Annotated in this window: 14 protein-coding genes; 9 read left to right on the top strand and 5 right to left on the bottom strand. The window is 69.6% G+C overall.

The genetic code is table 11. The features are described from left to right. The first annotated feature begins 422 nt into the window (after window positions 1-422). On the top strand, window positions 423-1,559 hold the full coding sequence (locus OG252_RS35590; protein WP_329341331.1) for a sugar ABC transporter substrate-binding protein: 1,137 nt from the start codon (window positions 423-425) through the stop codon (window positions 1,557-1,559). 18 nt (window positions 1,560-1,577) lie between these two features. On the opposite strand, the gene OG252_RS35585 is transcribed toward OG252_RS35590, so the two are convergent. The 3 genes from OG252_RS35585 to OG252_RS35575 form a co-directional block, all read right to left on the bottom strand. Beyond that, window positions 1,578-2,561 carry a transcriptional regulator TrmB gene (locus OG252_RS35585; RefSeq protein ID WP_329341329.1) on the bottom strand — a complete coding sequence of 328 codons (984 nt, stop codon included), beginning with the start codon at window positions 2,559-2,561 and terminating at the stop codon, window positions 1,578-1,580. A 161-nt stretch (window positions 2,562-2,722) separates the two neighbouring features. Continuing rightward, complete coding sequence (locus OG252_RS35580) at window positions 2,723-3,160, bottom strand: hypothetical protein (protein ID WP_329341327.1); 438 nt, start codon at window positions 3,158-3,160, stop codon at window positions 2,723-2,725. A gap of 176 nt (window positions 3,161-3,336) precedes the next feature. Beyond that, window positions 3,337-4,239: an alpha/beta hydrolase gene (locus tag OG252_RS35575; protein ID WP_329341325.1), complete on the bottom strand. Its 903-nt coding sequence runs from the start codon at window positions 4,237-4,239 to the stop codon at window positions 3,337-3,339. 211 nt (window positions 4,240-4,450) lie between these two features. Here OG252_RS35575 and OG252_RS35570 point away from each other — a divergent pair, with 211 nt between their 5' ends. Beyond that, a complete protein-coding gene (locus OG252_RS35570; RefSeq protein ID WP_329341323.1) occupies window positions 4,451-6,118 on the top strand; it encodes a histidine kinase in 1,668 nt (555 codons plus the stop codon). A gap of 43 nt (window positions 6,119-6,161) precedes the next feature. Next, window positions 6,162-6,842: a response regulator gene (locus tag OG252_RS35565; protein WP_307680023.1), complete on the top strand. Its 681-nt coding sequence runs from the start codon at window positions 6,162-6,164 to the stop codon at window positions 6,840-6,842. A 198-nt stretch (window positions 6,843-7,040) separates the two neighbouring features. On the opposite strand, the gene OG252_RS35560 is transcribed toward OG252_RS35565, so the two are convergent. Further along, window positions 7,041-7,838 carry an ABC transporter gene (locus tag OG252_RS35560; RefSeq protein ID WP_266440338.1) on the bottom strand — a complete coding sequence of 266 codons (798 nt, stop codon included), beginning with the start codon at window positions 7,836-7,838 and terminating at the stop codon, window positions 7,041-7,043. Between the two features lie 121 nt (window positions 7,839-7,959). Then, window positions 7,960-8,895: an ABC transporter ATP-binding protein gene (locus OG252_RS35555; protein WP_266440336.1), complete on the bottom strand. Its 936-nt coding sequence runs from the start codon at window positions 8,893-8,895 to the stop codon at window positions 7,960-7,962. 306 nt (window positions 8,896-9,201) lie between these two features. Here OG252_RS35555 and OG252_RS35550 point away from each other — a divergent pair, with 306 nt between their 5' ends. The 6 genes from OG252_RS35550 to OG252_RS35525 all read left to right on the top strand — a co-directional run bounded on the left by OG252_RS35550 (window position 9,202) and on the right by OG252_RS35525 (window position 15,212). Continuing rightward, window positions 9,202-9,600 (top strand): nuclear transport factor 2 family protein, encoded by a 399-nt coding sequence (locus OG252_RS35550; protein ID WP_266440334.1) that lies wholly within the window; start codon window positions 9,202-9,204, stop codon window positions 9,598-9,600. Between the two features lie 37 nt (window positions 9,601-9,637). Continuing rightward, window positions 9,638-10,756, top strand: coding sequence for a branched-chain amino acid aminotransferase (locus OG252_RS35545; RefSeq protein ID WP_329341320.1), 1,119 nt, complete (start codon window positions 9,638-9,640; stop codon window positions 10,754-10,756). A gap of 104 nt (window positions 10,757-10,860) precedes the next feature. Continuing rightward, window positions 10,861-11,913: a glutamate 5-kinase gene (gene proB, locus OG252_RS35540; RefSeq protein ID WP_266440330.1), complete on the top strand. Its 1,053-nt coding sequence runs from the start codon at window positions 10,861-10,863 to the stop codon at window positions 11,911-11,913. Window positions 11,914-11,915: 2 nt separating this feature from the next. Next, complete coding sequence (locus OG252_RS35535; protein ID WP_329341317.1) at window positions 11,916-13,172, top strand: glutamate-5-semialdehyde dehydrogenase; 1,257 nt, start codon at window positions 11,916-11,918, stop codon at window positions 13,170-13,172. Between the two features lie 16 nt (window positions 13,173-13,188). Beyond that, window positions 13,189-14,382: a pyridoxal phosphate-dependent aminotransferase gene (locus OG252_RS35530; RefSeq protein WP_329341315.1), complete on the top strand. Its 1,194-nt coding sequence runs from the start codon at window positions 13,189-13,191 to the stop codon at window positions 14,380-14,382. Continuing rightward, a complete protein-coding gene (locus tag OG252_RS35525; RefSeq protein ID WP_329341313.1) occupies window positions 14,379-15,212 on the top strand; it encodes a pyrroline-5-carboxylate reductase family protein in 834 nt (277 codons plus the stop codon). The genes OG252_RS35530 and OG252_RS35525 overlap by 4 nt, the downstream gene beginning before the upstream one ends. The last annotated feature ends 27 nt before the right edge of the window (window positions 15,213-15,239 follow it).

The raw sequence follows: 15,239 nt of genomic DNA, 5'->3' as shown, positions 1-15,239 counted from the left end.
GATCTTCACAGTGGGTGCCAGTTCTACTCACGTTGATCGGACATGGTCAAGACTTCAAGGGAAATGAAACGCAGTTCGATCTCGAAGTCAACCAATGGAAAGAGGAAGGGTGAACACACGGACAACTCGGCCCGTACGCCGGTGATTTCGGCGCCCGGGAAGTGCTCCGATCCCGGCCCGCTTTCATGTGGCCCGGCCGGTGGCATGGCGCCCTCGTGAGCGGGACGACGTACTCGGGCTGACGGCCGAGGAGTTGGGCGGCAAGTTGGGCAACGAGTTGGGCGACAGCACCGCCGCCGAGCGGCTCGTTGTCGTTGCTGTTGCGATCTCGTCGCCTCGAACCCTTGACGCTGAACGCGCCTGCGCGTTGGCTTTCACCACCTGGTCGCCAGGCTGCTCTCTAGCCCCGGAAGGCACCTGTTGTGAACGCTGCACCCACCCTTCACTCCACCGCGCGTCGTTTTCCCCTGGTCGTGGCCGTCTCCACGTCGACCCTGTTGCTCACCTCGTGCGGCGCCATCGAGGGCATCGCCGGGAGCGACAGCTCTGTGAGCCCGAGCAAAGGCGACGACATCACGGTGGGTCTGCTCCTGCCCGACAAGGAGACGAGACGCTTCGAGAAGTTCGACTACCCCATCATCAAGGAACGGGTTGCCTCCCTCACCAAGAAGAAGGGCACGGTCCGCTACGCCAACGCCGGTGCGAGCGCGGCCAAGCAGAGCCGGCAGTTCGGCGAGATGATCGACGCCGAGGTGGACGTGATCCTGGTCGACGCGGTCGACGCCAAGGCCATCGCGCCCGACGTCCAGAAAGCGAAGGACGCGGACATCCCCGTCATCGCCTACGACCGGCTCGCCGAGGGGCCGATCGACGCGTACGTCTCGCACGACAACGAACTCGTCGGCCAGGTACAGGGCCGCGCCATCGTCGGAGCACTCGGCGACGAGTCCAAGACCAGCAAGATCGTCATGATGAACGGCTCACCCGCCGACCCGAACACAGGGCTGTTCAAGACAGGCGCACACAGCGAGTTGGACGGCAACGTCATCATCACCAAGGAGTACGACACGAAGGAATGGCTGCCGTCGGTCGCCAAGACGAACATGGAGAAGGCGATCCAGGCCGTCGGCCTCGACAACATAGCCGCCGTCTACTCGGCCAACGACGGGATGGCGGGTGCCGTCATCGACGCGCTGAAGGAGGCGGGAGCGAGCAGGATCCCACCGGTGACCGGGCAGGACGCCGATCTGGCCGCGCTGCAGCGGATCGTCTCCGGCGAGCAGTACATGACCGTCTACAAGCCGTTCCTGCAGGAGGCCGGCAACGCCGCGGAGCTGGCCGTGGCCAAGGTCCAGGGCCACGCGATCGAGTTCGACGCGCTGACCCCCGCCTCCGTCAACAGCCCGACGGATAAGGGCATCCGGTCCAACCTGGTCCCGGTGGTCGCCGTCACGAAGGACAACATCGAGGAAACGGTGATCCAGGACGGCGTCTACACCGTCAAGGACATCTGCACCCCGCAGTACGCGGCGGACTGTGCGGAGGTCGGGCTTAAGTGAAGTAGCGAGCGCCCGCGCTCATATCCAGCCGTGTCGGACGGCGTGGCCGCCGAGCTGCATCCGAGTCCGCACTCCGGCCATGTCCATGAGGTGGCGCAGGCGTCGGTGCAGCGTGCGTGGTGACAGGCCGAGCTGTGTCGCGGCCGTCGGGTCGGTCACGCCGGCCAGCAGGAGCGCGAGGATCCTTCGGTCGAGGTCGGTCGGGCCCTCCGCCCCGAATGCGACGGTGGGTTCGGCTTCACCGCCGGTGCCCGACAGCTCCAGCGGGTGGGCGGTGCGCCATACCGTCTCGAACAGCGCGTCCATCGCGTCCAGCAGGCCGCTGCGGTGCAGCAGCACCGCGCCGTGCTCTCCGGTCGGCGTGGTCGCGAGCGGGACGAGGCCGAGTTCGGCGTCGGCCAGCATGAGTTTCATGGGCAACTGGTCGGCGACACGCAGCTGCACGCCGTTGCGCAGGGACTCGATCACGTCGTGGACGATGCCCGGCTCCGCCAGCACGGCCCGGTCCAGTACCGCCCGGAAATGCACACCGCGGCCGATGGCCACGGCTTCGGCCGTGTTCTCGCCGGGAGGCACGGCGACGATCGGCGCGGTGATGAAGGTGCGGATCTGCGTGCGGGCCGCCTGCTGCACCTGGAGGTAGTGATGGCGGATGGCGTCGACGCCTGTGACGACCTCGATCAGATCGACGATGCTGCTCCCGGTCATCGCCGCCCGGTGTTCCTCGGCGAAGGTCACCAGGGCATGCTCAGCCGCGCGCAGCCCGTCCCGGCGCTGGCTGATGAGAGCGCCGAGCGCCATGGTCGGCGGCGCGGCGGTGAACCGCTCGTCGGCCGCCCTGGTCACCAGTCCCCAACCGACCAGACGCGACAAGGCCTTGTCGGCCTGGGCCTGCGACATGACGAGCAGATCCGACAGCAGCGTCGCGGTGGAGTCCGGCCGTCCGATCAGCGCCCGGTAGACGCGCTCGTCATCGGGTTCCAGGCCCAGAACATCCAGCATCGGCGACCGACTCTCTTCCGCTTGCCGCAGCGGGGAGAGTATGCGCCATGGCGGCAGAATCTGAATAGTCCCTGGTGGGAGCAGGTGTGACGGGAAGGGCGATGGGAAAGGCGACGGGAAGGGCCCCGGAGAGTCGCCTCCCCGGGGCCCGACCGTGCGGCTCATCGCAGGCCGTACGCCCGGATGATCTCGTTCTCGACGCCGAAGCCTGTGTTCGTCTCGGCGCTCGCGCGGACCGAGAGGAAGCCGCCGGGCTTCTTGGCCGTCCTGAAGGAACCCGTCCAGTAGCCGTCGGCCCCCTTGGCCAGGGTCACCTTCTGCCAGGTGGCGCCGTCGTCGTACGAGACGTCCAGCTTCACCCTGGTGACCTTGCCCGGCACGGTGCCGCCGCCCATCGACACCGGCTTGAGCGCGATCTTCTGGGTCCCGTTGGCCTTGATGTCGCCGTGCAGGTCCGACTCCAGCCGGTAGTCCAGGTTCAGCACCGAGAACGGCTCGAAGGAGTCCGAGTCGACGGTGTCGGACGTGAAGGTCCACTCGGTGTGGGGGCCGTCCGCTTCTCGGCCTTGAGCACTGCACCACGGGCAGGTGTTCGCCACGGCAAGGACTTGCCGGCCCCAAACCGCGTAAAGGCGGGCAAGGTTGCACTTTTCGGACTGGCCCACACGAGGCGCGGTGGCGCGGGTGGCCCGAGGCCGCGGCATGAGAGGGGCTCCGCCCGGGCCGTACGCCCAGGTCGGAGCCAACGAGCAGGCTCGGGCGCTCCTGGCTGGTGTCAGGTGCTGAGTGCGGTGCGCAGGGTGGCGGCCATCAGCTCTATGGCCTCCTTCCCTGCCGGTACCGGGCCGGTGTGCGTGAAGTAGTGGTCGACGCCCTCGAAGACGCGGTGGGTGACCGGGACGCCCGCGGCGTCCAGGGCCTTGGCGTAGGCGTCGCCCTCGTCGCGCAGGCGGTCGTGCTCCGCGGTGATGACCAGGGCGGGCGGCAGTCCGGCGAGGTCGTCGGCCAGCCCGGGCGAGACGAGGGGATGGGCGCGGTCGGCGGAGTCCGGGACGTAGGCGGCGGTGAAGACCCGCATGAGGTGCGGGGTGAGCAGCGGCTTGGCGATCGGGGAGTGCTTGGCGGCGGGGTCGGCGACCTGGTCGAGCGGAGCGGAGTCGATGATCTGGAGCCGGGGCGTGAAGGTGCCGCGGTCGCGGGCGGTGCGGCAGACCGCGGCGGTCAGGCTGGCCCCGGCGCTGTGTCCGCCCACGGCGAGTCGCGAGCCGTCCCAGCCGTTGGCGGGGCCGTTCTCGGCGACCCACGCGGTGACGTCGTACGCCTGCGTGACGGGGGCGGGGAACGGCCGCTGCGGGGAGACGGCGTAGTCCACGTTGATCACGACGCAGCCGGCCGTGGCGGCTATGTAGCGGCAGATGTGGTCGTCCTGCTCGGGACGGGCGACGACGAAGCCGCCGCCGTGGAAGTTGACGTACACGGGGGCGAGGGCGTCGGTGGCGTCGGTGGTGGCCGGCGGGCGATAGACGGTGCAGGTCACCGGTCCGGCGCCGGTCTCCACCTGGAGGGAGTCGGTGCGCTTCGGGATGTCGGTGAAGCGCAGGTCCTTGTGCACGCGGGACATCATGCCGCCGAGCAGCAGCTGGATACCTCTGGCCTGGATTCCGGGACTGAATGGCATGGTCTGGTCCGCCCATCGCTGCAACGCTGCAACATTAAACCAACAGGAATCCTGATAATGAACGGTCGTCCCGTGTCGCGCAACGGTGAGCGGCGTACTACTTCCGAACGGGAGCACTGGGTGACGGACAGCATGCGGCGCGCACTGGGCCTGCCGACCACCTGACCTTCGTCAGTACCACCGGGTTTCCAAAGTAACTAGCCTGGCCACCGTGAAAGGATCAGTCACGGCCGTCGCACCGCCCGGCACTCCCCCCGCGGAGCGGCAACGGCCCCTCAGGCGCAGGCTGATCACCTCGCTGTTCGTCTGGCTCGCGCTCAACCTCTCGGCGCTGGGGCTGTCCTCAGGTTTTCCGGAGGGGCTGAACCGGTGGTGGCAGATCCTGATCGGGGCCGTGGTCACCGGTGTCGCCGTCTGGCTGCACCAGTCGCGGCCCTTGGTCTCTTTCGTCCTCTGTCTGGCCCTGTGGTGGACCCTGGGCACGCTGGACGACGACCTGGGGTCGACTGTCGTCTCCCCGTACCTGCCCGCCGTCTTCATCATGAGCTTCATGGTGGGACGGCTGCCGGTGGCCACCCCGTTGGTCCTGCAGGCCCTCGGCGGCACGATCCTCGTCGGCTCGGGTCTCGCGGTCGCGGTCCAGCTGTCCTTGCCGATGTGGTTCGTCCTGCTGACCGTTCTGGTCTTCGCTTGTCTGCTGCCGTGGCTGACGGGCCGCTACTGGCAGCAACGGCACGAGTTGCAGCTCGCGGGCTGGGAGCGTGCCCGCCAGATGGAGACGCAGCAGCGCATCCTGATCGATCAGGCCCGGCTGCGGGAGCGGGCGCGCATAGCCGAGGACATGCACGACTCGCTGGGGCACGAACTCAGCCTGATCGCCCTGCGCGCCGGCGCGCTCCAGGTGGCTCCCGGTGTGAGCGAGAGCTTCCGCAGCGGGGCCGGTGAACTGCGGGAGAGCACCGCGAGGGCGATGGAGCATCTGCGCGACATCATCGGCGTCCTGCGCGAGGACGACACGGAGACACCGCTGGATCCCTCGCGGTCCGGCATCGGCGCGCTGATCGACCGTACGCGGGCGTCCGGCGTGCCGGTGACGTTGGAGCACGTGGGCGAGGCGGAGCAGCTGCCCGCCATGACGGACAAGGCGCTGTACCGGGTGGTGCAGGAGTCGCTGACCAACGCGATCAAACACGCCCCCGGTGCGGCCGTGACCGTATGCCTGGAGTACCGGCCGATCGAGGTCATGGTGAGGGTGCGCAACGGTCCGCCGACGGAGCCGCCCTCGGACGACCGGCCGAGCGGGCGGCGTGGGCTGATCGGGCTTCAGGAGCGGGCGCGCCTGGCGGGCGGACGGCTGTACGCCGCCGCGCTGCCGGACGGCGGCTTCGAGGTGACGGCCCGGCTGCCTCGGGTGCCCGAGGCGCTCGAGGCGCTCAAGGCCGGCGAGGCTCCCGAGTGGCTGTCGCCGTCGGCCGGGTCGACGGAGGGCGGTCTCGCCGACGCGACCATGCACGTCCGCCGACGGTTCATCACCGCGGTCGCGCTGCCGCTCGGCCTGTTCGTCCTGCTCGTCGTGGGAATAATCGGCTACTACGCGTATCTGTCGACGTCCACCACGCTGGCTCCCAAGGACTTCGACGGGCTCCGGGTCGGGCAGAGCAAGGCCGAGGTCAACCGCGTGCTTCCCGAGAACGACATGAACGACCCGCCGTCCGAGGAACTGCCCGTCCCGGCCGGGGCATCCTGCCACTACTACCGTTCCAGTGGGGCGCTCTTCGTCCAGGTCGACGTCTACCGGCTCTGCTTCGCCGACGGGCGCCTGGTGGCCAAGGACGTCATCACCGCCGAGTCCCGGGCCCCTGTCGACCACGACGCCTGACCGCCTCCTCCACCACCACCATGCCGCTGAACAGGAGACGACCATCACTCCCATCACCCTTGTCCTGGCCGACGACGAAGCGATGATCCGCGCGGGGGTGAAGGCCATCCTGGCAACGGATCCCGAGATCGACGTCGTCGCCGAAGCAGCCAACGGACGCGAAGCGATCGCTCTGACGCTGGAGCACCGGCCCGACGTGGTGCTCATGGACATCCGTATGCCCGTCATGGACGGACTCGCCGCCACGGCCGAGATCAAGCGGCAGGTGCCGCAGACCTCGGTGCTGGTGCTGACCACCTTCTCCGAGGACGCGTATGTCGCCCGTGCGCTGGGCGACGGAGCCAGCGGCTTCATGCTCAAGTCCGGCGACCCGCGGGAGCTGTTGACGGGTGTGCACGCCGCGGCTGCCGGTGCCTCCTACCTGTCGGCGAAGGTCGCCGAGCGGGTCATTTCCGAACTCAACCGCAGCTCCGGAGGACAGGCCGAGGCGCGCAGCGCCCTCGCGCAGAAACGGGTGAGCGCGCTGACCGAGCGGGAGCAGGAGGTGCTGGCGCTGGTGGGCAGCGGCCTGTCCAACGCCGACATCGGCAGGCGGCTCCATGTGGTCGAGGGCACCGTCAAGAGTTACGTCAGCGCCATCTTCACCGCGTTGGGCGTGCGCAACCGGGTGCAGGCCGCGATCATCGCGTACGAGGCGGGGCTCGTGGCGGACCGGGACAAGTGACACGGTCGTCACGTCGCGCGGGTGCACGAGCCGGGGGCACGTCCGGCTCGGGTACCCGTCGTACCCCTGACGGATACGACGACGAAAACCGGGGCGTCGCCCACCGAGCGGGGGTTCCCGGTGGAGCGACGCCCCGTGCGCCCGGTCAGGTTCCGGAGCGCGCTTCAGGGGTGGCGCGAGGTCAGGCGTCGCACGAGGTCAGGCGTCGCGCTTGCGGAGGGCGTAGAAGCCCACCGCCAGGGTCCCGAGGGCCCACAGGACCAGGAGCAGGAGCCCCATTCCGGGTCCGTACGGTGTGGTGTCCGCGTTCATGAAGACGGTTCCGGCCGAGTTGGGCATCCGCTCCGCCAGCGCCACCAGCGGGTCGATGTCGGAGGCCTGGAGGACCACCGGCAGGACCGTGAGCCCGACGAAGACGATGGTGAGCGTGCCGGCGGCGCTGCGCACGGCGACGGCCACGGCCACGGTGAGGACGGCGACGAGCGCGAGGTAGACCCCGATCCGCAGGGCACTGCCCAGGGCTTCACCGCCGGCCGTCCCCGCCTTGTCGCCCAGCGACAGCGAGGAGACCCCGACCCCGATCAGGCCGAACACGATTCCGGCGAGGAGGCTCACCGCGGCGGCCACCGCGGTCTTGGCCGCCAGCAGCCGGCCGCGCATGGGCACGGACTGCAGCGTCGTGCGGATGCTGCCGGAGGCGTATTCGGCTGTGATCATCAGCATCGCCAGGGCGATCAGGGCGAACTGGGCGACGTACACGGTGGCCACGGCGACGTCGCCGACCGGCACCGTGGTGCCCTCCTTCTTGTTGTTGGCCATGGTCGCGCCGATGATCGGGGTGGTGAGCAGCATCAGCCCCGCACCGCCCAGCAGGCACCACCAGGTGGACCTGACCGACCAGAGTTTGATCCATTCCGATGCCACGGCGCCGGGCAGTCCGCCGCCGGAGGCACGCACCGGCTGACCGGCGGTCGTCACGGGCATTGATGTCGTCATGACTGAAATCCTTGTGCTCTCTCAACAGGGCGACACGGTCGCGTGGAGTTCCGGGGCCGCCGGTTCGGGGCGGGGTTCTGGTGGAGGCGGCAGCGATCACGGCGTGGTTGCCGCATCACGCTCACGCGCCCGGGTGCTGGTGGCCGGACGCGGCCCCGAACTCGACGCTGTCCGCGGTGAGTTCCATGTACGCCTGCTCAAGGGACGCCTCGACGCTGCGCACTTCGTGCAGCCTGATCCCCAGCTCGTAGGCCACGTCAGACACCCGGTCGACGGTGAGCCCCGTGATGTACAGCTCGTTGTGGCTCTCCCAGCGGACGGGCACCGACCATTCATGCAGCCGGGCCACCAGCTGCTTGAGCCCCTCCTGCTCGGCGCCGCGCACCCGCACCGCGTTGAGCGAGCTGCTGTCGATGAGCTCCTGGACGGACGTCTCGGTGATCAGCCGCCCCTTGCCGATGATCACCAGATGATCGGCGGTCAGCTGCATCTCGCTCATCAGGTGGCTGGAGACGAAGACGGTGCGTCCCTCGGCGGCGAGTCCGCGCATCAAGCCGCGGATCCAGCGCACGCCGTCGGGGTCGAGGCCGTTGACCGGCTCGTCGAACATGACGACACCCGGGTTGCCCAGCAGGGCACCCGCGATGCCCAGACGCTGCCCCATGCCGAGTGAGTACGAGCCGGCGCGGCGGTTGGCCACCGACGTCAGACCCACGGTCTCGAGGACCTCGTCGACCCGGCTGACGGGGATGCCGTTGGTGCGGGCGAGGGCCCGCAGATGTGCGCGGGCGCTGCGACCGGGATGCACGGCCTTGGCGTCCAACAGCGCGCCGATCTCACGCAGCGGGTACGCCAGTTCGGCGTAGGGACGGCCACCGACGAGTGCCTGTCCGGATGTCGGGTGGTCCAGGCCCATGATCATCCGCATGGTGGTGGACTTGCCCGCACCGTTGGGGCCCAGGAAACCGGTGACGCGACCCGCCGCGATGGTGAGGGACAGGTTGTCCACGGCGGCCTGACCGCCATACCTCTTTGTCAGACCCTGCAGGGTGATCATGGATGAGTTCTCCCAGCCCTTCCAGCATTCTCTGTCTCACGCCGAACGTAGGCCCTGGCCGGGGAGGACCACATCAGTCCATGGGAAGGCATCCACCCTTACTTTAGTCAGGACTTTCACCGAGACCTTAGGCAACTGCCCGACAACTCTTGCCTTGATCCGGTCGGACGACGCAAAGTGGAAAGGCAGTTCCCAGCCAGACGCAGCGGCCGACCCTCGTCCCACCTTTTCTCGTTCCCATCGAAAGGCTCTTACGCGCTGCCCGGAAACGGCAGGCGCACCACCCGCAACCTCATCTGGGGAGCCATGTCTCAGCTCACGAACGAACCCGGCTTAGAGGAATCCGCACACATCGACCCGGTCAGCGCGGTCCGCACCTACTACCGACTCGTCGACTCCGGCGACGTGCCCGGACTCGTCCGGCTCTTCGCGCCCGACGCCGAGTACCACCGACCCGGATACACCAAGCTCACCGGCCACGCAGAGCTGGAGCGCTTCTATCGCGAGGAGCGCGTCATCGCCGACGGCACGCACCGTCTGTCCAAGATCGTGAGCCAGGACCGCGACGTGGCGGTGCACGGCACCTTCGAAGGGGTGCTGCATGACGGAACGAAGACTTCCGTACGATTCGCCGATTTCTTCAGCGTGAACACTGCGGGCGCATTCTCGGTGCGTCAGACATTCTTCTACGCACCGCTCGTATGAATCGACTGAGGAAACACACCGGGGGATTGTTTCTGTCATGCGTGAATTCGATACCACCGCTGCCGACTTCGACCGAATTCCTTTCGGAGAGCAGTTCACGCCGCACATGGTCACTGCCGAGTGGACCGAGCGGGACGGCTGGTCGCCACCGCGGCTGAAGCCGTTCGGCGACCTCTCCATGTCCCCGGCCATGGTCGGCCTGCACTACGGCCAAGTCGTCTTCGAGGGCTTGAAGGCCTACCGCCGGGGCACCGACGCGGTGGCCTGCTTCCGCCCCGCCGATCACGCGGCCCGGCTGAGCCGCTCCGCGCACCGGCTGGCCATTCCCGCACTGCCCGAGGACAGCCTGCTCACGGCCGTGGACCTGCTCCTCCAGGCCGACGGCGGGTGCCTGCCCGATCGGCCCGGGCTGAGTCTGTACCTGCGCCCGGTGCTCTACGCGAACGAGGCGAACCTGGCGCTGCGCCCCGCCCGCAGGTATGCGTTCCTGTTGATCGCCTTCGTCACGGGAGGCTTCTTCTCCGACCGTCCGGACCCGGTCTCGGTGTGGGTCGGCCGCGACTACACGCGCGCGGCCCCGGGCGGCACCGGCAGCGTCAAGTTCGCCGGGAACTACTCCCCGTCGTACGCCGCCCAGGAGCAGGCACGCGCCGCCGGCTGCGACCAGGTGGTCTGGCTGGACCCCGTGGAGCGCCAGTGGGTCGAGGAACTCGGCGGCATGAATCTCTTCTTCGTCCGGGGCAGTGGTCGCTCGGCGCAGCTGATCACGCCGCCGGCGACCGGAACACTGCTGCCCGGCATCACCCGGGACTCGCTGCTGCACCTGGCCGCAGGGCACGGACTCGCCGTCCGTGAGGAGCCGCTGTCGATCGGGCAGTGGAAGGCGGAGTGTCTCGACGGCACGATCAACGAGACGTTCGCCAGCGGCACGGCCGCCGTCGTCACGCCGGTCGGCACCGTCCGCGACGGCGCCGAGTCGTGGCAGGTGGGGACGGGCCTGGCGGGCCCTGTCACGCTCGCGCTGCGCGATGCGCTGGTCGGCATCCACACCGGGCGGGCACCGGCCCCCGAGGGCTGGCTGCGCACCGTCGGCCTCCGGGACGCGGGACGCGATGACCCGCACTCGCGGGCGAGCCTGGCCGGCTCACGGAAGTAGCGCCACGGCCGGAGCCCGGCCCCGGCGAACGGCCGGCGTTCACCACGGTCTGGCCGACAGTCACCACGGTCTGAAGGAACAGGGGGAGTTCCATGCATTCCGGCATGCGTCCGGAACGTGTTGTCATCAAGATCGGCACCTCGTCGCTCATCTCCGCGGGAGAGCCCGACCCCGCGAAACTGTCCGCCCTCGCCGACGCGCTGCTGCGGCTGCGCAACGACGGCCGGCAGCCCGTGTTGGTCGCGTCGGGGGCCATCGCCCTGGGCGCCGCACGGCTGCCACCGGAGGGCCGGCTGGGCGGCGCGGCCCGCCAGTTGGCGGCCGCGGTGGGCCAGGGTCTGCTGTTCGAGTCGTTCCGGCACAGCCTGGAACAGCGGTGCCTGACCGCCGCGCAGGTCCTGCTGACTCCGGTCGACGTGACGGGCCCGGAACACCACGACAGCACCCGTGCGGTGCTGGAGTCCTGCCTCGACACGGGGCTGGTGCCCGTCGTCAACGAGAACGACACCGTCATGGTGCGCAACAACGACGTTCTCGCCGCGCTGTTGGCGGCCGCGCTGGGGGCCGAGCGGCTGGTGCTGCTCACTGACGTCCCCGGGCTGTACGAGAGTGACCCGCGACGCGACGCGAACGCCCGGCGCATCCCGGAAGTCCGCGCCATGACGCCCGAGGTCGAACGGCTCGCGGGTGCGGCGGCGCGCGGCCCGGGCACCGGCGGCATGCAGGCCAAGCTGTGCGCCGCCTGGATCGCCACGCTGGCCGGCGTGCCCACGGTGATCGCGGGCGCGGACGCCGAGGACGCGGTGGTCCGCGCGGTGCGGGGTGAGGACATCGGCACCCTCGTCCACGCCCGCGCCCGGGACAAACAGCCGGGTCTGCGCCGACTGTGGCGCGCCCTGTCCGCACCGCCGGCCGCCCGGCTGCACGGCGGTCCGGACACCCGGCGCCTGGTGGCCGACGGCGGACCACTGACTGCCCGTCACCTGAAGCCGGGCGCAGAGCCGTTCGAGGCGGACGACGTCGTGGACGTGCTCGACCCGGACGGCCGGGTCGTCGCCCGTGGCCGTACCAGGGTGGCCTCCGCCGCGCTGCCCGGCGCCGCCGCCGATCTGTCCGTGCTTCACCACACCGAGTACATCAGCCTGTTGGAGGAGTGAGAGTGTCCGCCACCGTTACCGACATCTGCCGGCGCGCCCGTGCCGCATCCACCGTCATCCGGGAGCTGACCACCGAGGTCAAGGACCAGGTGCTGCGTGAAATGGCCGACGCGATCGACACGGCGGCCGAGGACCTGAAGGAGGCCAACGCCCGTGACGTGGCGGCGGCGCGCGAGGCGGGGACCTCGGCCACCCTGGTCGACCGGCTCACGCTGACCGACAAGCGCATCGCGGGGATGACCGGGGCGATCCGCACGATCATCGACCTGCCCGACCCGGTGGGGCAGGTGGTGGGCGGCCGTACCCGGCCCAACGGCCTGCGCATCGAGCATGTGCGGGAGCCTCTCGGGGTCGTCGCGGTGATCTACGAGGCCCGTCCGAACGTCACCGCCGATGTTGCGGCGCTGTGCCTGAAATCCGGCAACGCCGCCGTGCTGCGCGGCTCCTCGATCGCGCAGCACACCAACGCCGCCATCGCGGACGTACTGGCCGAGGTGCTGCGTGCGCGGGACGACGTGCCGGACGACGCCGTGCAGTTGATCCGGGACACCTCACGCGAGGCGGCCATGGAGCTGCTGCACGCGGACGGGTACGTCGACCTGCTGGTCCCGCGCGGTGGTCCGAGCCTGATCAACACCGTCAAGGACAACGCCACCGTGCCGACCGTGATCGACGGCGACGGCAACTGCCATGTCTACGTCGACGCGAGCGCCGACCCCGCGCGCGCCACGGACATCGTGGTGAACGGCAAGACCTCGCGGCCCAGCGTGTGCAACGCGGTGGAGACCCTGCTCGTCCACCGGGACCTGGCCGGGGACTGGCTGCCCAAGGCGCTGGACACCCTGCAGGACCTCGGCGTGAGCATCCGCGGCGACGAGCGCACCCGCGAAGTGTGGCCGGCCGCGAAGGAGGCCCAGGACAGCGACTGGGAAACCGAGTACCTGGACCTGATCCTGGCGGTGAAGGTGGTGGACGGCCTCGACGAGGCCGTCCGGCACATCGACCGCTACGGCACCCGTAACGCCGAGGCGATCGTGGCCCAGGACTACGACGTGGCCCGCCGCTTCGCCCTGGCGGTGGACTCGGGCAGCGTCTTCGTCAACACGTCCACGCGCTACTCCGACGGCGGCGAGTTCGGCTACGGCGTCGAGATCGGTGTCTCCACGCAGAAGCTGCACGCCCGCGGCCCGATGGGGCTGGAGTCGCTGACCTGCGTCAAGAACGTGGTGTGGGGCAGTGGTCAGATCCGTGTCATATGAGCGTCCGGTGCGCGCCATGACCGCACCCCCGGTACCCGCGAAAGGCGAGACCGCAATGCCGCCGCTGCACCACGCGAGTCTGCTGGACACGGTCCAGGAGGCCTCGTCGATCAAGCTCAACAACCGGATCTACGACATGCAGGCCGCCGGGGTCGACGTCGTCACGCTCTCGCTCGGCGAGGCGTTCTTCGACCTCCCCGTGCCGTCCTTCGAGGGGCTGCCGGCGTCCCGGCTCCACCACTACTCGCACTCGCGCGGTCTGCCTCTGCTGCGCGAGAAGCTGGCCAAGTACCACGCGTCCACTACGGGAGTGCCGGTCGACCCGGACCACGAGATTCTGGTCACGGCCGGGTCGAAGGCCGCGATCTTCATGGTGCTCACGGCACTGCTGGAACCGGGTGACGAGGTCATCATCCCCGAACCGCTGTGGGTGAGTTACCCCGACCAGGTGCGGCTGGCCCGCGGCGTGCCGGTGATGACCCCGTGGTACGACACGGTGGAGGACTTCGCCTCCTACATCACCTCCCGCACCCGCGCCATCGTGGTCAACAACCCGCACAACCCCAGCGGCCGCAGACTCGGCGCCGAGGAATTGCGGACGCTGCACGAACTGGCCGACCGGCACGGCCTGTTCCTGATCGCCGACGAGGCGTATCACGAATTCGTGCCGGAGGGCGTGGAATTCGTCTCGGCCCTCGTGCTCGACCCGGACAAGCGGCACACGATCGTCTGCAATTCCATGTCGAAGAACTACGGGATATCCGGTTGGCGCATCGGATACGTGCTTGCCCACCGGCAGCTCACCGATCAGCTCATCAAATTGCAGCAGCATCTGGTGACGTGTGCGCCGACGATTCTCAGCTACTACCTGGCGGAGCACTTCGAGAACATCCTCGAACACACGCGGCCGCAGATCCAGCGGGTCGTCTCGCTGCGCAACCGGATGGCCCGGATGCTCGCGGAGCGCGGCGTGGAATGCCTTCCGGGGGACGCCACGTTCTATCTGTTCACGTCACTGGGCGCTTCTCGGCTGGACTCCGAGGAGTTCGCCCGGGAACTGCTCGACCGGCACCGGGTCGCCGTGGTCCCGGGTGTCGGATACGGGGCCTCCTGCGGCGGGTTCGTCCGGGTGTCAGTGGGAACCGAGAGTGAGGAACGGCTGGTCCGTGGGGTCTCGGCGGTAGCCTCGCTGATCGAGGAGACCCGGTGAGCGAGGCCGTCGCGTTCGTCGGCTGCGGGCGCATCACGCGGGCCGTGGTGGGCGGGCTGGTCTCGGGGGGAGCCGCCCCGGACACGATCCGGGGCGTCTCCCGTACCGGGGCCGGGGCCCGGGCGTTGGGCGCGGAGTTCGGCATCCGTGCCGCGACGTCGGTCCGAGAGGCTGTCGACGGCGCGGACGTCGTCGTACTCGCCGTCCATCCGCACGAGACGCCGGACGCGCTGCGCACCCTGGCGGGTGTGCTCGCGGGCAGTGGGCCGGTACTGGTGTCGCTGGTGGCCTCGTGCCGTACGGAGGCCGTGGCCGCGGCCCTGCCGGGGGTCGCGGTCGTGCGCGCCGTGCCGAACGTCGCGGTGGCCGCGCGGCACGGGGTGACCGTCCTGTCGCGCGGCCCGCACTGCCCACCGGAGGCACTCACCGCCGCCCGGGAGCTGTTCGCGCCGCTGGGCGAGGTGCTCACGGCCGAGGAGGACCTCATGGAAACGGTCAGCGCACTGTCCGGGGCCGGCCCGGCGCTGATCGCCCACTTCGCCCGGGCGCTGGCCCGGGCGGGCGTCGGGCAGGGGCTGTCCGCGGACACCGCGGGCGCGCTGGCCGCACACGCCGTCCGGGGCACGGGTGCGCTGCTGACGGCGCCCGGTGCCACACCGGACGCCGTCGTGGACCGGGTCGCCTCTCCGGGCGGCATGACAGAGGCCGCGCTGCGCACGCTGGACGACCGTGCCCTGCCGCGGACCGTGCAGCAGGCGCTCGACGCGGCGGTCCGCCTCTCGCTGGGCCGTCTGCTCGCGGGCCCCGAAAGCCCGTCGGTCCGTTCCTGAAACACCGGCCTGAAATACCGGCCCTCC

Source organism: Streptomyces sp. NBC_01352, assembly GCF_036237295.1.
Classification (GTDB): Bacteria; Actinomycetota; Actinomycetes; order Streptomycetales; family Streptomycetaceae; genus Streptomyces; species Streptomyces plumbiresistens.
The sequence above is the reverse complement of the archived record's forward strand: the minus strand, read 5'-3'. Positions and strand labels throughout refer to the sequence as shown.

Excerpts from the sequence above, each read along its gene's own strand:
- OG252_RS35585 (WP_329341329.1), bottom strand. The coding sequence starts at position 2,561 with ATGCTGGATGTTCTGGGCCTGGAACCCGATGACGAGCGCGTCTACCGG.
- OG252_RS35575 (WP_329341325.1), bottom strand. The coding sequence starts at position 4,239 with ATGCCATTCAGTCCCGGAATCCAGGCCAGAGGTATCCAGCTGCTGCTC.
- OG252_RS35560 (WP_266440338.1), bottom strand. The coding sequence starts at position 7,838 with ATGACGACATCAATGCCCGTGACGACCGCCGGTCAGCCGGTGCGTGCC.
- OG252_RS35555 (WP_266440336.1), bottom strand. The coding sequence starts at position 8,895 with ATGATCACCCTGCAGGGTCTGACAAAGAGGTATGGCGGTCAGGCCGCC.
- OG252_RS35550 (WP_266440334.1), top strand. The coding sequence starts at position 9,202 with ATGTCTCAGCTCACGAACGAACCCGGCTTAGAGGAATCCGCACACATC.
- OG252_RS35545 (WP_329341320.1), top strand. The coding sequence starts at position 9,638 with ATGCGTGAATTCGATACCACCGCTGCCGACTTCGACCGAATTCCTTTC.
- proB (WP_266440330.1), top strand. The coding sequence starts at position 10,861 with ATGCGTCCGGAACGTGTTGTCATCAAGATCGGCACCTCGTCGCTCATC.
- OG252_RS35530 (WP_329341315.1), top strand. The coding sequence starts at position 13,189 with ATGACCGCACCCCCGGTACCCGCGAAAGGCGAGACCGCAATGCCGCCG.